The organism is Actinoplanes sp. M2I2 (genome assembly GCF_023544445.1).
GTDB lineage: Bacteria > Actinomycetota > Actinomycetes > Mycobacteriales > Micromonosporaceae > Actinoplanes.
In genome coordinates this window covers 116,349-132,222 of sequence record NZ_JALPVJ010000008.1, presented here as the reverse complement: position 1 = coordinate 132,222, position 15,874 = coordinate 116,349, and the positions used below count along the sequence as shown (strand labels likewise).

The 15,874-nt window shown below is 71.0% G+C and carries 15 protein-coding genes; 4 read left to right on the top strand and 11 right to left on the bottom strand.

Annotated elements, in window-relative coordinates; translation table 11 throughout:
* Positions 1-6: 6 nt before the first annotated feature.
* The 5 genes from HJC40_RS17650 to mqnC form a co-directional block, all read right to left on the bottom strand.
* Positions 7-372, bottom strand: coding sequence for an NADH-quinone oxidoreductase subunit A (locus tag HJC40_RS17650; protein ID WP_250002205.1), 366 nt, complete (start codon positions 370-372; stop codon positions 7-9).
* Between the two features lie 106 nt (positions 373-478).
* Positions 479-1,774 carry a geranylgeranyl reductase family protein gene (locus tag HJC40_RS17645; protein ID WP_250002204.1) on the bottom strand — a complete coding sequence of 432 codons (1,296 nt, stop codon included), beginning with the start codon at positions 1,772-1,774 and terminating at the stop codon, positions 479-481.
* 97 nt (positions 1,775-1,871) lie between these two features.
* On the bottom strand, positions 1,872-2,141 hold the full coding sequence (locus tag HJC40_RS17640; protein ID WP_250002203.1) for a hypothetical protein: 270 nt from the start codon (positions 2,139-2,141) through the stop codon (positions 1,872-1,874).
* Positions 2,142-2,216: 75 nt separating this feature from the next.
* Positions 2,217-2,918, bottom strand: coding sequence for a demethylmenaquinone methyltransferase (locus tag HJC40_RS17635; protein ID WP_308200912.1), 702 nt, complete (start codon positions 2,916-2,918; stop codon positions 2,217-2,219).
* Between the two features lie 276 nt (positions 2,919-3,194).
* On the bottom strand, positions 3,195-4,436 hold the full coding sequence (gene mqnC / locus HJC40_RS17630) for a cyclic dehypoxanthinyl futalosine synthase (protein ID WP_250002202.1): 1,242 nt from the start codon (positions 4,434-4,436) through the stop codon (positions 3,195-3,197).
* Between the two features lie 142 nt (positions 4,437-4,578).
* On the opposite strand from mqnC, the gene HJC40_RS17625 reads away from it, so the two are divergent.
* Complete coding sequence (locus tag HJC40_RS17625; protein ID WP_250002201.1) at positions 4,579-7,695, top strand: DEAD/DEAH box helicase; 3,117 nt, start codon at positions 4,579-4,581, stop codon at positions 7,693-7,695.
* Position 7,696: 1 nt separating this feature from the next.
* Positions 7,697-8,527 (top strand): SWIM zinc finger family protein, encoded by an 831-nt coding sequence (locus HJC40_RS17620; protein WP_250002200.1) that lies wholly within the window; start codon positions 7,697-7,699, stop codon positions 8,525-8,527.
* Here the strand turns inward: HJC40_RS17620 and HJC40_RS17615 are convergent.
* From HJC40_RS17615 to HJC40_RS17610, 3 genes are all read right to left on the bottom strand, one after another.
* Positions 8,494-8,790 carry a hypothetical protein gene (locus tag HJC40_RS17615; protein WP_250002199.1) on the bottom strand — a complete coding sequence of 99 codons (297 nt, stop codon included), beginning with the start codon at positions 8,788-8,790 and terminating at the stop codon, positions 8,494-8,496. The two genes, HJC40_RS17620 and HJC40_RS17615, sit on opposite strands and share 34 nt — an antisense overlap.
* Positions 8,769-8,903, bottom strand: a complete 135-nt coding sequence (locus HJC40_RS45300) for a hypothetical protein (protein ID WP_284043324.1) — start codon at positions 8,901-8,903, stop codon at positions 8,769-8,771. Before HJC40_RS45300 ends, HJC40_RS17615 begins: the two co-directional genes overlap by 22 nt.
* A 61-nt stretch (positions 8,904-8,964) precedes the next feature.
* Positions 8,965-10,554 carry a beta-1,3-glucanase family protein gene (locus HJC40_RS17610; RefSeq protein ID WP_250002198.1) on the bottom strand — a complete coding sequence of 530 codons (1,590 nt, stop codon included), beginning with the start codon at positions 10,552-10,554 and terminating at the stop codon, positions 8,965-8,967.
* Between the two features lie 164 nt (positions 10,555-10,718).
* Here HJC40_RS17610 and HJC40_RS17605 point away from each other — a divergent pair, with 164 nt between their 5' ends.
* A complete protein-coding gene (locus HJC40_RS17605; RefSeq protein WP_250002488.1) occupies positions 10,719-11,666 on the top strand; it encodes an aldo/keto reductase in 948 nt (315 codons plus the stop codon).
* Here HJC40_RS17605 and HJC40_RS17600 read toward each other — a convergent pair.
* Positions 11,663-12,436, bottom strand: coding sequence for an SDR family NAD(P)-dependent oxidoreductase (locus HJC40_RS17600; RefSeq protein WP_250002197.1), 774 nt, complete (start codon positions 12,434-12,436; stop codon positions 11,663-11,665). The genes HJC40_RS17605 and HJC40_RS17600 overlap by 4 nt on opposite strands.
* Positions 12,437-12,546: 110 nt before the next feature.
* On the opposite strand from HJC40_RS17600, the gene HJC40_RS17595 reads away from it, so the two are divergent.
* The gene (locus HJC40_RS17595; protein ID WP_250002196.1) at positions 12,547-13,437 is read left to right on the top strand and encodes an AraC family transcriptional regulator; all 891 of its coding nucleotides are present in this window, start codon (positions 12,547-12,549) and stop codon (positions 13,435-13,437) included.
* Here HJC40_RS17595 and HJC40_RS17590 read toward each other — a convergent pair.
* Both HJC40_RS17590 and HJC40_RS17585 read right to left on the bottom strand, forming a co-directional pair.
* A complete protein-coding gene (locus HJC40_RS17590) occupies positions 13,426-14,241 on the bottom strand; it encodes a class I SAM-dependent methyltransferase (protein WP_250002195.1) in 816 nt (271 codons plus the stop codon). The genes HJC40_RS17595 and HJC40_RS17590 overlap by 12 nt on opposite strands.
* 95 nt (positions 14,242-14,336) lie before the next feature.
* Complete coding sequence (locus HJC40_RS17585; protein ID WP_250002194.1) at positions 14,337-15,821, bottom strand: LPXTG cell wall anchor domain-containing protein; 1,485 nt, start codon at positions 15,819-15,821, stop codon at positions 14,337-14,339.
* Positions 15,822-15,874 lie beyond the last annotated feature (53 nt).

The window sequence follows — 15,874 nt, the reverse complement described above, 5'->3', positions numbered from 1 at the left end:
GACGCATCAGTCCCAGTTGAGTCCGCCGCGTCGCCACACATAGGTGTAGGCGATGAAGACGGTGACGATGAAGAGGACCATCTCGACGAACCCGAAGATGCCGAGCGCCCCGAAGGAGACGGCCCACGGGTACAGGAAGATGGTCTCGATGTCGAAGATGATGAAGAGCATCGCGGTCAGGTAGAACTTCACCGGGAACCGGCCGCCGCCGATCGGCTGCGGCGCCGGCTCGATGCCGCACTCGTACGCTTCGAGCTTGGCGCGGTTGTAGCGATGCGGGCCGACGATCGGCGCGATCGACACGGAGAACAACGCAAACAGCGCGCCAAGGATCAGTAACCCGACGATCGGGACATATGGGTTGACCGTCATGTTCTCTCCTGCTCGAGTTTCCGAACGGTTGTCGGGCGTTCCGCCGCGGGTAATCTCAGGCGTTTCACACTATTAGTCCGTTTTAACCACGAAGCGCGCGGGGTGTTCATACGGCCGGAGCCACCTTGGTCAAGCCGTTGATCACCCGGTCCATCGCGTCGCCGCCGCGCGGGTCGGTGAGGTTGGCCAGCAATTTCAGGACGAACCGCATGAGCGTCGGGTGCGGCATGCCGTGCTTGGTGGCGATCCGCATGATCTGAGGGTTGCCGATCAACTTCACGAACACGCCACCGAGACGGTAATAGCCGCCGAACCTCAGGCTGAGCTCGGCGGGATACGCCCGCAGAGCCCGCTCCCGATCCGGGCCGGCCGGTCGGGCCAGCGCCTGGACGGCGACCTCGGCCGCCAGCTCGCCGCTCTCCATGGCGTACGCGATGCCCTCGCCGTTCATCGGGTTGACCATGCCGCCCGAGTCGCCCACCAGCATCATGCCGCGGGTGTAGTGCGGAACCCGGTTGAAGCCCATCGGAAGGGCGGCGCCCAGGATCGGGCCGTCCGCGTTGGACTCGTCGCGCATTCCCCAGTCGGCCGGCGTCCCGGCCAGCCAGTCGGTGAGCATCGCGCGGTAGTTGGTCTTGCCGAACGCGCTCGAGGAGTTGAGGATCCCGAGGCCCACATTCACCCTGCCATCCCCCAGGCCGAAGATCCAGCCGTATCCGGGAAGCAGGCGGTTGGAGTCCTGGGCGCTGCGCAGCTCGAGCCAGGATTCGAGGTAGTCGTCGTCGGCGCGGACCGGCGAGTGGTAGTAGCGCCGGACGGCCACCCCGAGCGGGCGGTCGTCCCGCTTGGCCAGGCCCATCGCGATCGGGAGCTTGCCCGAGACGCCGTCCGCGGCGATCACCAGCGGAGCGCGGAACTCGACTGGCTCCTTGCCCGGGCCCACCTTGGCCTGGACGCCGATCGCGTGGCCGTCCTCGTCGAGTGCCGGGCCGGTGACGTTCACGCCGGTACGCAGCACGGCGCCCGCCTCCACCGCCCGGCGGGCGAGCAGGTCGTCGAAGTCCAGCCGGGTCCGCACCAGGCCGTAGCTGGGGAAGCTGGCCAGATCGGGCCAGTCGAGCTCGAGGCGGACACCGCCACCGATCACCCGCAGGCCCTTGTTCTGCAGCCAGCCGGCCTTTTCCGAGGTGTCCACACCCATCCGCACGAGCTGGCGGACGGCGCGCGGGGTCAACCCGTCGCCGCAGACCTTCTCGCGCGGGAATTCGGTTTTTTCGAGTAGCAGGACCCGGAGTCCGTGCCGTGCCATGTGATAGGCCGCCGCTGAGCCGCCCGGACCGGCCCCGACGACGATGACATCAGCCTCGTCGGCGATGAGTCCGGATGGTACTTGGTTGCGCACACCACACCTCCGTCTCGCAGCGGCTCGTGAAACAGTTCACAAGCGCGCCAAGTCGGAGTCTAGGACGGCCATCGAAGGTCGTTCCGGTAAGGGAACCCTAACTGTTTCCACTGGGTGACACGGTGTCCGCGAGCACCCGGTCGGCGGCCTCCCGGGCTTCCCCGTCGAGGTATTCGCGGAAGTTTCCCTCCATGGCCTTGTCGAGCGCGATGATCAAGCTGTTGACCAGCTCCTGGGCCAGGCCGGGGTCCTGCGCGGCGACCAGCCGGAGGCGCTCGGCCAGCTCCATGCCGCGGCGCTCGCCGGCGTCGCTCTCGTCGATCGCGATGTCGATGTCGGTGTCTTCGAGGTGCCCGAACGTCGTCATGAATCGAGCCAAACACCACTCGGCGCATTTCGGGCTTAAAGCCCGTTTTTCCCCTCTTTCGGCCTCAACGGCGCGTCAGACCGACGTCTTGGTGGCCCGGTGCAGCGCCACCACGCCGCCGGTGAGGTTGCGCCAGCCGACCCGGCTCCACGGCCCAGCCCCGGTCAGGCGGGCCGCGAGCCCCCGCTGGTCGGGCCAGGCGCGGATGGATTCCGCGAGATAGACGTACGCGTCGGGGTTGCTCGACACGCTGCGGGCCACCGCCGGCAACGAGCGCATGAGGTACTGCATGTAGACGGTGTGGAACGGCCCGTTGGTCGGGTGGCTGAACTCGCAGATGACCAGCCGCCCACCGGGCCGGGTGACCCGGCCGAGCTCCCGCAGGGCCCCGTCGACGTCCACCACGTTGCGCAGGGCGAACGAGATCGTGACCGCGTCGAACGTCTCGTCGGCGAACGGGAGCCGCAGCGCGTCCCCGGCGACCAGCGGCACCTCCGGCCGGGCTCGCCGACCGGCCCGCAGCATGCCGGTGGACAGGTCGGCGCCCACCGCGAACGCGCCCGAGCGGCCCAGCTCCTCGGTCGAGACGCCGGTGCCCGCGCCGACATCCAGCACGCGCTCCCCCGGCCGCAGGCTCAGCGCCGCGCGGGTCGCCCGCCGCCAGCCGCGGTCCTGCCCGAAGGAGAGCACCGTGTTGGTCAGGTCGTACCGCTCGGCCACGCCGTCGAACATCTCGGCGACCTCGTGCGGCTGCTTGTCCAGGTCTGCGCGCGTCACGATCCCACCTTCTCACTCCGGGAAAACAGAACGGGCGGGATGGTCACCCATCCCGCCCGTTCCTTGTGCGTTATATATACGACCGCCATCGGTCGGGTCCGCGACCATCACCGGGCTGATCAGATCCCGGGGATGAAGTTTTCGGTGTTACGCAGGCACGGTAACCAGGCCTGCGACACCGGCAACAGAGGTTCACGGCGCTCGTTACGAAGGAGCAACCCGGCCTCCCCGATTCGGGGAGGGGCACCTGACCGAACGGTCACCCGCGGCTGGACGTCAGGACGCCTCGACCAGCGGAAGCTGCGTGCGGCCGGCCCCGCCACCGGGCATGGCGATCGATGAGAAGTGCGAGACCACGCGCTCGTCGGTCGGGTCGTCGGCCGGCGTGTGGTGCACCGCCAGGTGGCGGTAGAGCGTGTCGCGCTGCGCCGGGATGCGGTCGGCGGTGCGGATCATCCAGATCAGCTCGTGCAGGTTGGACCGGTGCCGGGCGCCGGCCGAGGAGATCACGTTCTCCTCGAGCATGATCGAGCCGAGGTCGTCGACGCCGAGGTGCAGCGAGAGCTGGCCGACGTCCTTCCCGGTGGTCAGCCAGGACGCCTGCAGGTGCGACACGTTGTCGAAGAACAGCCGCGACATCGCCAGGAACCGCAGGTATTCCATCGTCGTGGCCTGGGTGCGGCCCTTCAGGTGGTTGTTCTCCGGCTGGTAGGTCCACGGGATGAAGGCCCGGAACCCGCCGACGTCCTGACCGGTCTCGACGGCGTCGTCGCGGTAGCCGTTGGCCACGGCGAGATCCTGCACGTCGCGGATCATGCGGATGTGCTCGATGCGCTCGGTGTGCGTCTCGCCGGTGCCCATCATCATCGTGGCCGTCGAGGAGAGGCCGTTGCGGTGGGCCACCGCCATCACCTCGAGCCAGCGGGCGCCGCTCTCCTTGAGCGGGGCGATGGCCTTGCGCGGGCGGTCGGGGAGCATCTCGGCCCCGGCCCCGGCGATCGAGTCGAGCCCGGCCGCCTTGATCCGCAGGACGGCGTCCTCGATCGAGACCCCGGAGACCTTGGCCATGTGCAGGATCTCGCTGGGCCCGATCGAGTGGATCACGAGCTGCGGGTAGGCCTGCTTGACCGACGAGAAGAGATTCTCGTAGTACTCCACGCCGAACTCGGGGTGGTGGCCGCCCTGCAGCATCACCTGGGTCGCGCCGAGATCGAGCGCCTCGCCGCAGCGGTGCAGGATCTCCTCCATCGGGTGGGCCCAGCCCTCGTTGTGCTTGGGCGCGCGGAAGAAGGCGCAGAACTTGCAGGCCGTCACACAGACGTTCGTGTAGTTGATGTTGCGGTCGATCAGGTAGGTGACGACACCCTCGGGGTGGCGCCGGCGACGGACGGCGTCGGCGGCCTCGCCCAGCGCGTGGAACGGGGCGTCCGTGTAGATGAGCAGCGCCTCCTCGGGCGTGATCCGCCCGCCGTCGGCGGCTCGCTGCAGGATGCTGTCGATCTCCGGGTTCGCCGTCACGTTGTCGAGGTTACGTCTCCGTACGCCCGGCCGTCAGTCGGCGGGTGGGGTGGCGATCAGCACTCCGGCGGGTCGGCCGCGTCGTGATTCGTCCCGGCGGTCCCGGCTCGTTAGTCTCGATGAGTTCTTTCTGGGGGTGGGTGTGCTCGTCGTGCATGGCGGCTGGGTGCCGGGCGCAGGCCGTCCGGGCCGGCTCGCGCTCTGGGCCGAGGACCCGGCTCTCCCCTTGACCACCGGGTCCCGCGCGCAGCGGCGGCCCCACCCGTTCGCGGTCGCGGCCGACGCGCTGCTCACGATCCTGACCGAGTCGTCCGGTGACGTCGCTGACGCGCTCGCCGGGGCCACGACCGGCTCGCTGACGCTGCGGCTGCCGGGCACCGCCCGCGGGCCGCTGCCCTCCCCCGACTCCGGGGCCGAGCCGGCCGGTCGCGGTGTCCGGCTGGGCGCGTGGGGGGTGCCGGTCGTGCTGGTGCCCGGCCAGGCCGCGCTGCCGGCGCTGAGTGCCCTGGCCGACCCCGGATCGGACGGGTCCTGGCTGGCCGGGTCCTCCCTGCGCTATCTCGGGGTCCTGGCCGGCCACGCCTGCGACCTGGCCCGGCGCGGCCGCCTGCTCCCCCAGCTGGTCACCGAGGACGAGGTGGCCGCCGCCCGCTGGCGTCCCGTGATCACCGGCGCCGACGCCGCCACCTACCGCGACTTCGCCACCGCGATGCCCGCCGTCGTGCGCGCCGCCGTCCCCGCGCCGGCCCTTCCCGCGCCGGCCCTCCGCGCGACCCCGGCCGGCTCACCAACCGCCGGTGGTGGGGTGGCCGGGACGCTGCGCGACGCGCTGGAGTCGCTGGTCGACGGGGCCGCGCGGACGGTCATGCCGGAGCGGATCCTGATCGGGCACCGGGCGGGGCCCAAGGCGCCGCTGCCCGACCGGTGGATCGCCGCGCTCACCGCGGCCGACCCGGCGCTGCCCGGCGCGCGGCCCGCCGAGGAGCGTGACCTGCGGGCGGCGCTCGAGGAGTGGCTGCGGGCGGCGCACGAGGCGAACGGCCCGATCCGGGTCAGCTTCCGGTTGGTCGAGCCGGCGCCCGAGACCGACCTGTGGGGTCTGGAGTTCGCCCTGCAGTCGGCCGAGGACCCCAGCCTCTATCTGCCCGCCGCCGACGTGTGGGCGGGCGGCCGGATCCCCGGGTTGCCGCCCCGGCCCGACGAGACACTGCTGGCCGGGCTCGGCCGGGCGGTGCGGTTGTTCCCGTTGCTGCATGTGGCGCTCCGTGACCAGGAACCCGCCGCCATGGAGCTCGACACCACCGAGGCGCACGAGTTCCTCCAGCACGCGGCTCCCCTGCTCCAGGCGGCCGGTTTCGGCGTGCAGCTGCCGGCCTGGGCCGGGCGCAAGGCCGTCGGTCTCAAGCTGACGACCCGGACGAAGTCGCGCACGAGCAGCGGCTCGCGGGCGGTGGCCGATTCCGGCTTCGGGCTCGACGAGCTGGTCGACTTCCGGATCGACCTGGTCATCGGCGAAGGCGCGGTGACCGCCGAGGAGCTCGCCGAACTGGCCCGCCTCAAGGTGCCGCTCGTGCGGGTGCGCGGTCAGTGGGTCGAGCTCGACGACCGGCAGCTGCGGGCAGCGCTCAAGGCCGTCGGCCGGCGGCGCGAGGGCGAGATCACCGCGGGTGAGGTGCTCCAGCAGGTCGCGGACGGCGGCGACGAGGACCTGCCGCTGGTCGAGGTCGACGCCGACGGCATGCTCGGCGACCTGCTCTCGGGTCAGGCCGCGGAGCGACTGGCGCCGGTGCCGACCCCGGCCACCTTCCAGGGCAGTCTGCGCCCCTACCAGGAGCGGGGTCTCTCCTGGCTGCACTTCCTCTCCCGGCTGGGGCTGGGCGGCATCCTGGCCGACGACATGGGCCTGGGCAAGACCGCCCAGACGCTGTCCCTGCTGCTGGCCGAGCGAGCCGGGGACGGGACCGGCACCCCGGCACCGCTCGTCGCGCCGACCCTGCTCGTCTGTCCTATGTCTCTGGTCAGCAACTGGCAGAAGGAAGCAGCCCGGTTCGCCCCCGGCCTGCGGGTGTACGTGCACCACGGCTCGACGAGGCAGCGCGGGCCCGACTTCGAGGCCGCGGTCGCTGATGCCGATCTGGTGCTGACGACCTACGGCACCGCGGTCCGTGATCTGGAAGCCCTGCGCGGTGTCCACTGGGGACGGCTGGCCTGCGACGAGGCGCAAGCGATCAAGAACAGCGGCACCCGGCAGGCCCAGGCAGTTCGCACCATCCCGGCCCGGACGAGACTGGCCCTCACCGGAACGCCGGTCGAGAACCACCTGGCCGAGCTGTGGTCCATCATGGACTTCTGCAACCCGGGTCTGCTCGGTCCGGCGAAGCGGTTCCGCCGCCGCTTCCAGGAACCGATCGAGGTACGCCAGGACGAGGACGCCGCCGCCGCGCTCAAGCGAGCCACCGGCCCGTTCGTGCTGCGGCGCCTCAAGACCGACAAGTCGATCATCTCGGACCTGCCCGAGAAGAACGAGATGAAGGTCTGGTGCACGCTCACGCCCGAGCAGGCGACGCTCTACCAGGCCGTCGTCGAGGACATGATGGAGGCCATCTCGGGCAGCGAGGGCATCCAGCGCCGGGGCAACGTGCTCGCCGCGATGACCAAGCTCAAGCAGGTCTGCAACCACCCGGCCCACCTGCTCAAGGACGGCTCGCGGCTGCCCGCCCGCTCGGGCAAGCTGGCCCGCCTCGAGGAGCTCGCCGAGGAGATCGTCGAGGACGGCGACAAGGCCCTGATCTTCACGCAGTACGCCGAGTGGGGCTCGCTGCTGCAGCCCTACCTCGCGGCCCACCTCGATCGCCCGGTGCTGTGGCTCCACGGTGGACTTTCGAAGGCCAAGCGGGACGAGCTGGTCGAGCGGTTCCAGACCGACGACGAGCCGATGCTGTTCCTGTTGTCCCTCAAGGCCGCCGGCACCGGCCTCAACCTGACCGCGGCCAACCATGTCGTCCACTTCGACCGGTGGTGGAACCCGGCGGTCGAGAACCAGGCCACCGACCGGGCGTTCCGCATCGGACAGTCGCGCAACGTGCAGGTACGCAAGTTCATCTGCACCGGGACGCTGGAGGAGAAGATCGACGCGATGATCGAGCGGAAGAAGGCGCTCGCGTCGTCGGTCGTCGGCACCGGCGAGGACTGGATCACCGACCTCAACACCGATCAGCTGCGCGAGCTGTTCGCGCTCGACGCCGGGGCGGTGCGCTGACATGCCGGTCGACCAGAATGGACGGTTCTTCGAGGGCGGCAAGCCGATCGAGGTCGAGGGCGGCATCGCCGTCCGAGCTAAACGCGGCAAGATCGGCGAGCAGTGGTGGTCGCGCCGGTTCGTCGACGTGCTCGAGCAGATCTGTGACGGCGGCCGCCTGGCCCGCGGCCGGGCCTACGCCCGCAAGGGTCAGGTGATGGACTTTGCGCTCACCTCGGGCGAGGTCACCGCCCGGGTGCAGGGTTCCCGCCCCCAGCCGTACGAGGTGACCATCGCCATCACGGCCTTCAAAGAAGCACAATGGACGGAGCTGACCGACGCCCTCGGGTCACAGGCCCTCTACCGCGCGGCCCTGCTCGCGGGCGAGATGCCGCACGAGATCGTCGACCTGTTCACCGCGCACGAGGCGCCGCTCTTCCCCGAGCGCCTGGACATCCGTTGCAGTTGTCCTGATTGGAGCGTGCCCTGCAAGCACGGCTCCGCGGTGCTGTACGTCCTGGCCGAAGCGTTCGACGACGACCCGTTCCTGGTCCTGGCCTGGCGTGGCCGCCCGCGCGAGGCTCTGCTCGACGCGCTGCGGGGGACGCCGGAGCCCACCCCGCCGGTCGACCCCCTGGCCGTCGAGGAGTCCTCTCTGGAGGATCATCTCGCCGACTTCTACACGCCCGCCATCAGCCTGAGCCGGCTGCGCGAACGCCCGTCCCGCGTCACCGCCCCACCCGAATTGCTGCTGCGGGCCCTCGACGCCCCGCCCGTCCGCGTGCGCCACATCCCGCTGACCGATCTGCTCCGCCCGGCCTACCGCGATCTGGCCGCCCCGCCGGGCTCCTGACGAAGCGCCCACGTCTCGCCGGCCGCGTGGACACTGCTCCCGGCGGGTGTAAAGACCTCGACGGGGGACGGTCCGGCGTTGCGAGCCCGGTCGCCGTCGACGACCACTCCGGCGGTCTCGGGGATCGCCAGGACGGTCACGTCGTGGTCGCGCGACCACCGGCGGGCGGTGGCTTCCTGGTCCGCGGTGTAGTGCGGGGAGACCACGCAGCCGGCCAGCAGGTCGGCGCCGGTGATGTCGGTCAGCCCGGCGTCGCCGGCCACTGCGAGTGGGGCATGGCGTGCGGCCAGACGGCGAGACGGGCGCCGGGCCGGAAGACCTCGTCCCACAGCCGGGCCTCGTCCTTCTCGCTGCCTCCACCGCCGAGGAAGATCATGCGGACAAGGTAGTGCTTCGTCGCGGACCGGTCGGGGCCGGTCCGCGACGGAGACGCGGGGTCAGCCCTTGCGCCACTTCTGGTTGGCCGCGCCGACGCAGTCCCACAGGTGCAGGCGGGCGCCGTCGTTGGAATTGACCGCGGCGATGTCGACACACCGGTTGGCCTGGGGGTTGACCAGATCGCCGGCGGCGTTCAGCACGAACTGCTGGGCCGCGGTGCCGTTGCAGGTGTAGAGCTGGATGGGCGTGCCGTTGCCGGTGCCCGCCGCCTGCGCGTCCATGCACTTGCCCCCGGCCTGCACGGTGCCGCCGGTGAAGGTCCACTTCTGGGCGTTGCTGTTGTTGCAGGTCCACATCTGCAGCAGCGTGCTGTCGGCGAAGGTGCCGTTGGGCACGTCGATGCACTTGTTGTTCAGCGAGCTGATCACCGGCACCCCGGTCGGCGCCGGGTTGGAGCCGCCGCCCCCGGTGAACGGGGTCAGGTGCAGACCGGCCGAGCGCGGGTCCCCGTCGTGCACCAGCGACTCGAAGGCGCCGACGTCGTCGAAGGCGAAGGCGTACGCCTTGCCGTCCTGCATGTTCTGGTGGATCACCTTGGCGTACACGTTGGTCGGGTTGTTCCGGTAGAAGTCGGCCGCGTTGGTGCTCGGCTGGGTGTCGATGGTCCCCAGCGTGCCGCGGTTGAGCGCGGCGCACAGGGTCCGCGAGATGGGCCCGACGACCTGGTCGTTGGGCGCGGGCAGGTCGCCGTCACAGCCCCACACCGACGCCGACGACGGCCGGTTGAACGACGCCACCTCCGCGCCGGCCGCGTTCGTGAAGCGCATGACGTTGCCCGACGTCCGGCCGAAGTAGCGGGTGTTGGGCTGGTCGCCGAACGGCACCACCGTCAGCGTCTTGCCGGTGTAGGCGTTCCACGCCGACGCGATGTACGGGTCGAGATACGTGCTGCTCATCAGGCCCGCACTGGCGGCCTTGCCGGGGGCGAGCACCCGCAGCACCGTCCCGTCCGAGCGGGCGTAGACCGTGTTGGCCAACCCGGACGTCCCGCGGATGGCATTGATGACGTTGTCCCGCCCGTTGGCGACCGGATCCCCGGTACGCCGGGTGGCCCCGGAGGCTCCGGTGACCGACACCGCGTGCGGCACCGCGAACATGTCGACCTGCGAGCTGTTGAGCCACAGCCCGGAGTCGTTGTAGGTGAACTCGCTCCAGTCGAACAGGATGTCCCGGTTGGCGTCCCCGCCCGCCCACGGAGCCGGCTGCACCAGGCCGTCCGGGGTGAGGAAGAACTTGAGCTTCTCGCCCAGCGAGAAGTACACCCGGCCGGAGAATCCGCGTGGGAACTGGATGGTCGTGGCGCCACCGTTGCCGGCGCCGGGAATGGAGACGTCGGGGGCGGGCGCCGGGGGCAGTGCCCCGCCGGTCCACGGGTTGAACGTCCCGGCCTGGTTGACGTAGCCCAGCCGGCCGGACGACAGCTGGATGCCGATGACGTACAGGTGGACCGCTTCGCCGCGGCCGGTGTTGTTGGTGACGGTGACGGGCAGCAGGTTGGGACCGATGGCTTGCGCCGCGGGCGGGGAGACCGCGGCCACGACCGGGACGGTCAGGGCCAGCGCGGCCAGGGTTCGCAGGAGGGTACGCACGGGGGACACCTTCCGCAGAGCTGTGCGATCAGAGGGGGGATGGAGAGCGCTCTCAGGAAAGAGTCCTTTTTGTTTCGGGCATGTGTCAATAGATGACGGCCGATGTCGCGGCGTCCCGGGCAAACGTCGGCCCGTTCGGGCATAGGGTCTGGTTCATGAGTGAGATGAGCTATCGCCGGCTGGGCACCTCGGGCCTGGTGGTCTCCGTCGTCGGCATCGGGTGCAACAACTTCGGCCGCAAACTGGACGCCGACGGCACCCGCGAGGTCGTCGACGCCGCCCTGGACGCCGGGATCACCCTGTTCGACACCGCCGACGTCTACGGGACCCCGCACGGCGCCTCCGAGGAGTGCCTCGGCGCCGCGCTCAAGGGCCGCCGGGACGAGGTGATCGTGGCGACCAAGTTCGGGCTGGACATGGAGGGGCTCAACGGCAACGACTTCGGCGCCCGCGGCTCCCGGCGATACATCATGCGCGCGGTCGAGGCGTCGCTGCGCCGGCTCGAGACCGACTACCTCGACCTGTACCAGCTGCACACCCCCGACCCGCAGACCCCGATCGAGGAGACGCTGTCCGCCCTCGACGACCTGGTCCGCTCGGGCAAGGTGCGCTACCTGGGCAACTCCAACTTCGCCGGCTGGCAGATCGCCGACGCCGACTGGACGGCGCGGGCCGGCAACCTGACCCCGTTCGTCAGCGCGCAGAACCAGTACAGCCTGCTCCACCGTGACGTGGAGACCGAGGTCGTGCCCGCCTGCGAGCAGTTCGGGCTCGGGCTGCTGCCGTTCTTCCCGCTCGACTCGGGCCTGCTCACCGGCAAGTACAGCCGCGACCAGCAGCCGGCCGCGGGCACCCGGCTCTCCCTCCCCCGCTACCAGCGCTGGGTCGACGGCGCCGACTGGGACACCATCGAGGCGCTCAAGGCGTTCGGCGCCGACCGGGGGCACAGCCTGCTCGAGGTCGCCATCGCCGGTCTCGCCGCGCGGCCGGCCGTGAGCAGCGTGATCGCCGGCGCCACGACCGCCGAGCAGGTGCACGCCAACGCGTCGGCGGCGGCCTGGCAGCTGACCGCCGAGGACGTCACCGCCCTCGACGAGCTGCTCAACCGCTAGAGGTCGAAGCCGCCGGAGACCTCGACGTTCTGCGCGGTGATCCACCGGCTCTCGTCGGAGAGCAGGCTCGCGATCGCCGCGCCGACGTCGTCCGGCTCGCCGAGGCGCCCCAGCGCGGTCTGGGCGGCCAGCATCGGGATGACCTCCGGGTACGCCTCGAAGCCGACCACGCCGGACGGGTCCGCGAGTCGCGTGCGCGTCGGGCCGGGCGAGACCGCGTTGACCCGGATGCCGCGCGGCGCGAGCTCCTTGGCCAGGAACCGGGTGAGCGTGTTCAAGCCGCCCTTCATCGTGGCGTAGGCGGAGTAACCCGCGTCGACCCGGCCGGTGGGCAGGGACGAGGAGCTGCTGACGTTGACGATCGCGCCGCCGTCGGCGAGCAGCGGCAACAGCGTCTGGGTCAGGAAGTACGGCCCCTTGAGCAGCACGTCGAAGAACCGGTCGAACAGCTCCTCGGTGGTGTCGGGGAACAGCGCGCTGCCCCCGAAGCCGGCGTTGTTGACCAGGTAGTCGAAGGTGTCCCGCTGCCAGGTGTCCCGCAGCGTGGCCGCGATCTCGTCCCGGAAACCCGCGAAGCCTTCGGTGCGGCCGATGTCGAGACGGAGGGCGACCGCCGTGCCGCCTTCCTTCTCGACCAGGTCCACAGTGTCCCGCACGCCGGCCGGGTTCCCGCGATAGGTCACGATGACGCCGGCCCCGCGCCGGGCCAGCTCGACGGCCGTGGCCTGCCCGATCCCGGAACTGCCCCCGAGCACGATCCCGACTCGCATCATTGCGCTCCTCATTTCGTACGGTGGAAATCTCTCCTCTCCATGGCACCAGCTCACGAGCCCCGTCAGTAGAACGAGCCTCCTCGATCCTTGCCCATTACTCTTGGGGCGTGTCCCTCGACGAACTGCGTACGCTCCTCGACCGCCACGCCCGGCCCGGCGTCACCACCGCCCTCGACGGCGTCCTGATCGGCAAGGCGACCCGCGCGTACGAGTCGTCGACCTCGATGTCGGGCACCGTCCTCGCCCTCATCGCCCAGGGGGCCAAGACGCTCGCGCTCGGCGACCGCGTCTACGAGTACGGCGCCGGTCAGTACCTGGTGACCTCGGTCGACCTGCCCGTGACCGGCCACTACACCGAGGCGCCGGCGATCGGCTTCGGGCTGGTGCTCGACCCGGCCGAGATCGCCGCGCTGCTGGTGGAGGCGCCGCCCGGATCGCTGCCGCAGCACGGCGGTTCCCCGTCGGCCATCGCGGTGAGTGACGCCCCGGCCGAGCTGATCGATGCCGCCGTACGGATGCTGCGCCTGCTCGAGACCCCGCGGGACCTCCCGGTCCTGGCGCCGCTGATCCGCCGCGAGATCCTGTGGCGCCTGGTCACCGGGGAGCAGGGCGCCGCCGTACGCCAGCTCGGCCTGGCCGGCAGCAGCCTCACCCACATCTCCCGGGCGGTCGGCTGGATCCGCGCCCACTACCGGGAGCCGTTCCGCGTCGAGGAGCTCGCCCGGCTCTCCGGGATGAGCGTCTCCGCGTTCCATCGCCACTTCCAGGCGGTCACCGCGATGAGCCCGATCCAGTTCCAGAAGAGCATCCGCCTGCAGGAGGCGCGCCTGCTGCTCGCCGCCCACCCGAACGACGTCACGGGCGTCAGCCACCGCGTCGGCTACGACAGTCCCTCGCAGTTCAGCCGCGAATACCGTCGTCAGTTCGGCGAGCCGCCCAGCCGCGACGCCGCCCGGCTGCGGGCGGACTCCCCGTCGCCGGCCCTGTCAGTGCTTTAGACCGGCGCCCAGCAGGGCCGACGCGGGCAGGGCGAGCAGTCCGCGGTCGTCCCGGAACGGGGCGGTGACCTCGTCGAACGCGGCCCGGACCTCGGCCACGACCGACGGTGGCTGGTGGTCGAGGATGAGGCCGGCCGTCGAGAGGCCGGCGGCCGGACCGGCCCACCAGTCGTCCGGGTCGACGTGCAGCGTCCACGACACCGTGGTGCAGGTGACCTCGGTCAGGCCGGCGCGGCCGAGCAGATCGGCGACCCCCTCCTCCGTACGCGGGAAGTCGTTGACCGGGTCGAGCCGGGGCAGGCCACGGGGCCGTTCCGCTCCCGCCGCGTCGAAGATGTCGCCCCACAGCCGCTGGGCCAACGGCGGCGGGGACGGCCAGACGGTCAGCGCGACCCGCCCGCCCGGACGGGTCACGCGGGTCATCTCGGCGACGGCCGACGCGGGGTTGCCGACGTGGTTGACCACGAAGTTGCCGACCGTGGCGTCGAAGACCCGCGCCGGGAACGGCAGGACCGGCAGCGTGGCCAGCACGGTGGCGCCCCCGGGGAGGCGGGTCGCGGCGATGTCCAACATGGACGGCTCGGCGTCCACGGCCAGCACCGACGCACCCTGCGAGCAGGCCAGGGCGGCGACCGTGCCGGTGCCGGTGCCGACGTCGAGCAGGCGGTGCCCCTTGTCGACGCCGGCCGCCTCGAGCAGAGCGGCGGCCGGGTGCGCGCAGAGACGGGCGAAGCTGCGGTCGTAGGCGGCGGCACGGCCGGCCCAGCGTGCGCGCTCGTGCCCGTCGAACTCGGGACTCTTCATGATCCGTCGGATGCTAGCCGCCGCGGTCAACGGGTCAGGCGGCACTCACACATCAGGGCCGCCCCCGCTGAGGGACGGCCCTGATGTGAGGTGGCTCAGAGAGTGGTGACGATGCGACGGCGACGGAAGACGTACGCCGCCACGCCCCCCGCGAGCAGCAGCAGCGCACCGCCCAGCGCGACCCAGCCCGTGGGCGCGCCGGTGACCGGCAGGCCGCCGCCGCCCTCGCCGCCCTCGCCGCCCTGACCGGTCAGGGCCACGGTGATCGCGGCCTTGTCGTTCTTGGCGTTGGGGTCCTGGACGCCGCCGTCGACGACGACCGAGCCCGCGGTGGATTCGTCACCGGTCAGCGTGCCGGTGAAGGTGAACGACTCGAGCTTGCCGACACCGAGCCCCATCGGGGCGACGCACAGGTAGTCGCGGCCGTCGATCGAGCCCGGCTTCTTCACGTCCACACCCGAGCCCGGCATGCAGAAGGGGTCCACCTCGGTGAGCTTCAGGCCGGCCGGGATGGTGACCTGGACGCCGGGGAACCAGTCGACGTCGTCGGAGAAGGGGATCACCGTGGTCGGGCCGAGGTTGCGCACGCCCACCTTGATGGTCCTGGTGTCGCCGCCCTTGCCCGAGATGGTGGCGCCCACCGCGGCGCTGTCGGCGACCGACTTGCCCACGCTGACGCCGAACGTGGCGATGTTGTCCTCGATGTTGAGGTCGTCGGGCTCCTCGTCGAGGAGGCCGGAGGCCTTGCTGACCGCGTCCAGCGTCAGCACCTTGCCGGTCTTCTGCCGGGCCAGCAGCGCGGCGTCCTCGTCGTTCAGGCCGACGGCGATCGCGGCTCCGGAGTACGTGTACGGCCCGCCCGCGTCCTTGTTCACGCGGAGCTTGACGGGACTGTCCGCCGGGAGCCGGAAGGTCGCGCCGGGCGCGAACTCCTCGTCGAACAGGCAGACGATGCCGGCGGTGTCGTCGATCTCGTCCTCGACCTCGTCGAGGGGCAGGCAGTTGCGGTAGCTGCCGAGCGGGGTGAGGCCGTTCTCGGCCGCCACCACCAGGCCGACCGTGCTGACGGGCTCGCTGCCGGCGTTGTGCACGGTGATCGGCAGGGCGGCGGACTGACCACGCCCGATCTTCGGGTCGTCGATCGGCTCGAGCTCGAGGTCGATGCCGCCCTCGGAGCGCACCACGGTCACTTCCGAGGTGAGGCCGTCGACCCCGACCTGGAAGTTCGCGGCCAGCTTGTCGCCGGTCGACCCGATCGTGAAGGTGAGCACCTTGCGCCCGTTCGCGGCGATGTCGCCGACCGGGCACGACGTCGCGTCGCAGTTCGCCGGGAGGGTGAGCTTGAGGGACGGGTCGATGTCGGAGAAGTCCGCGACCACGTTCTCGGCCGGCTTCGAGCCGATGTTGAGCACCTCGGCGCGGACGGTCTTGGTCTTGCCGGCGATGACGGCGATCTGCTCCGGCAGGAGCACACCGACGAACTGCCCCTCGTCGTCCGGGGCGGCCTGCGCCGGGGCGGCGAGCGCCCCCAGGGCCACGGCGGCAACCGCCGCGGAGAGTGCGATCGGGCGCAGGCGCATGAGGACCCCGTTTTTCTAAGAACAAGCTGAGAGTGCGGGGAACGTAGCGCCTG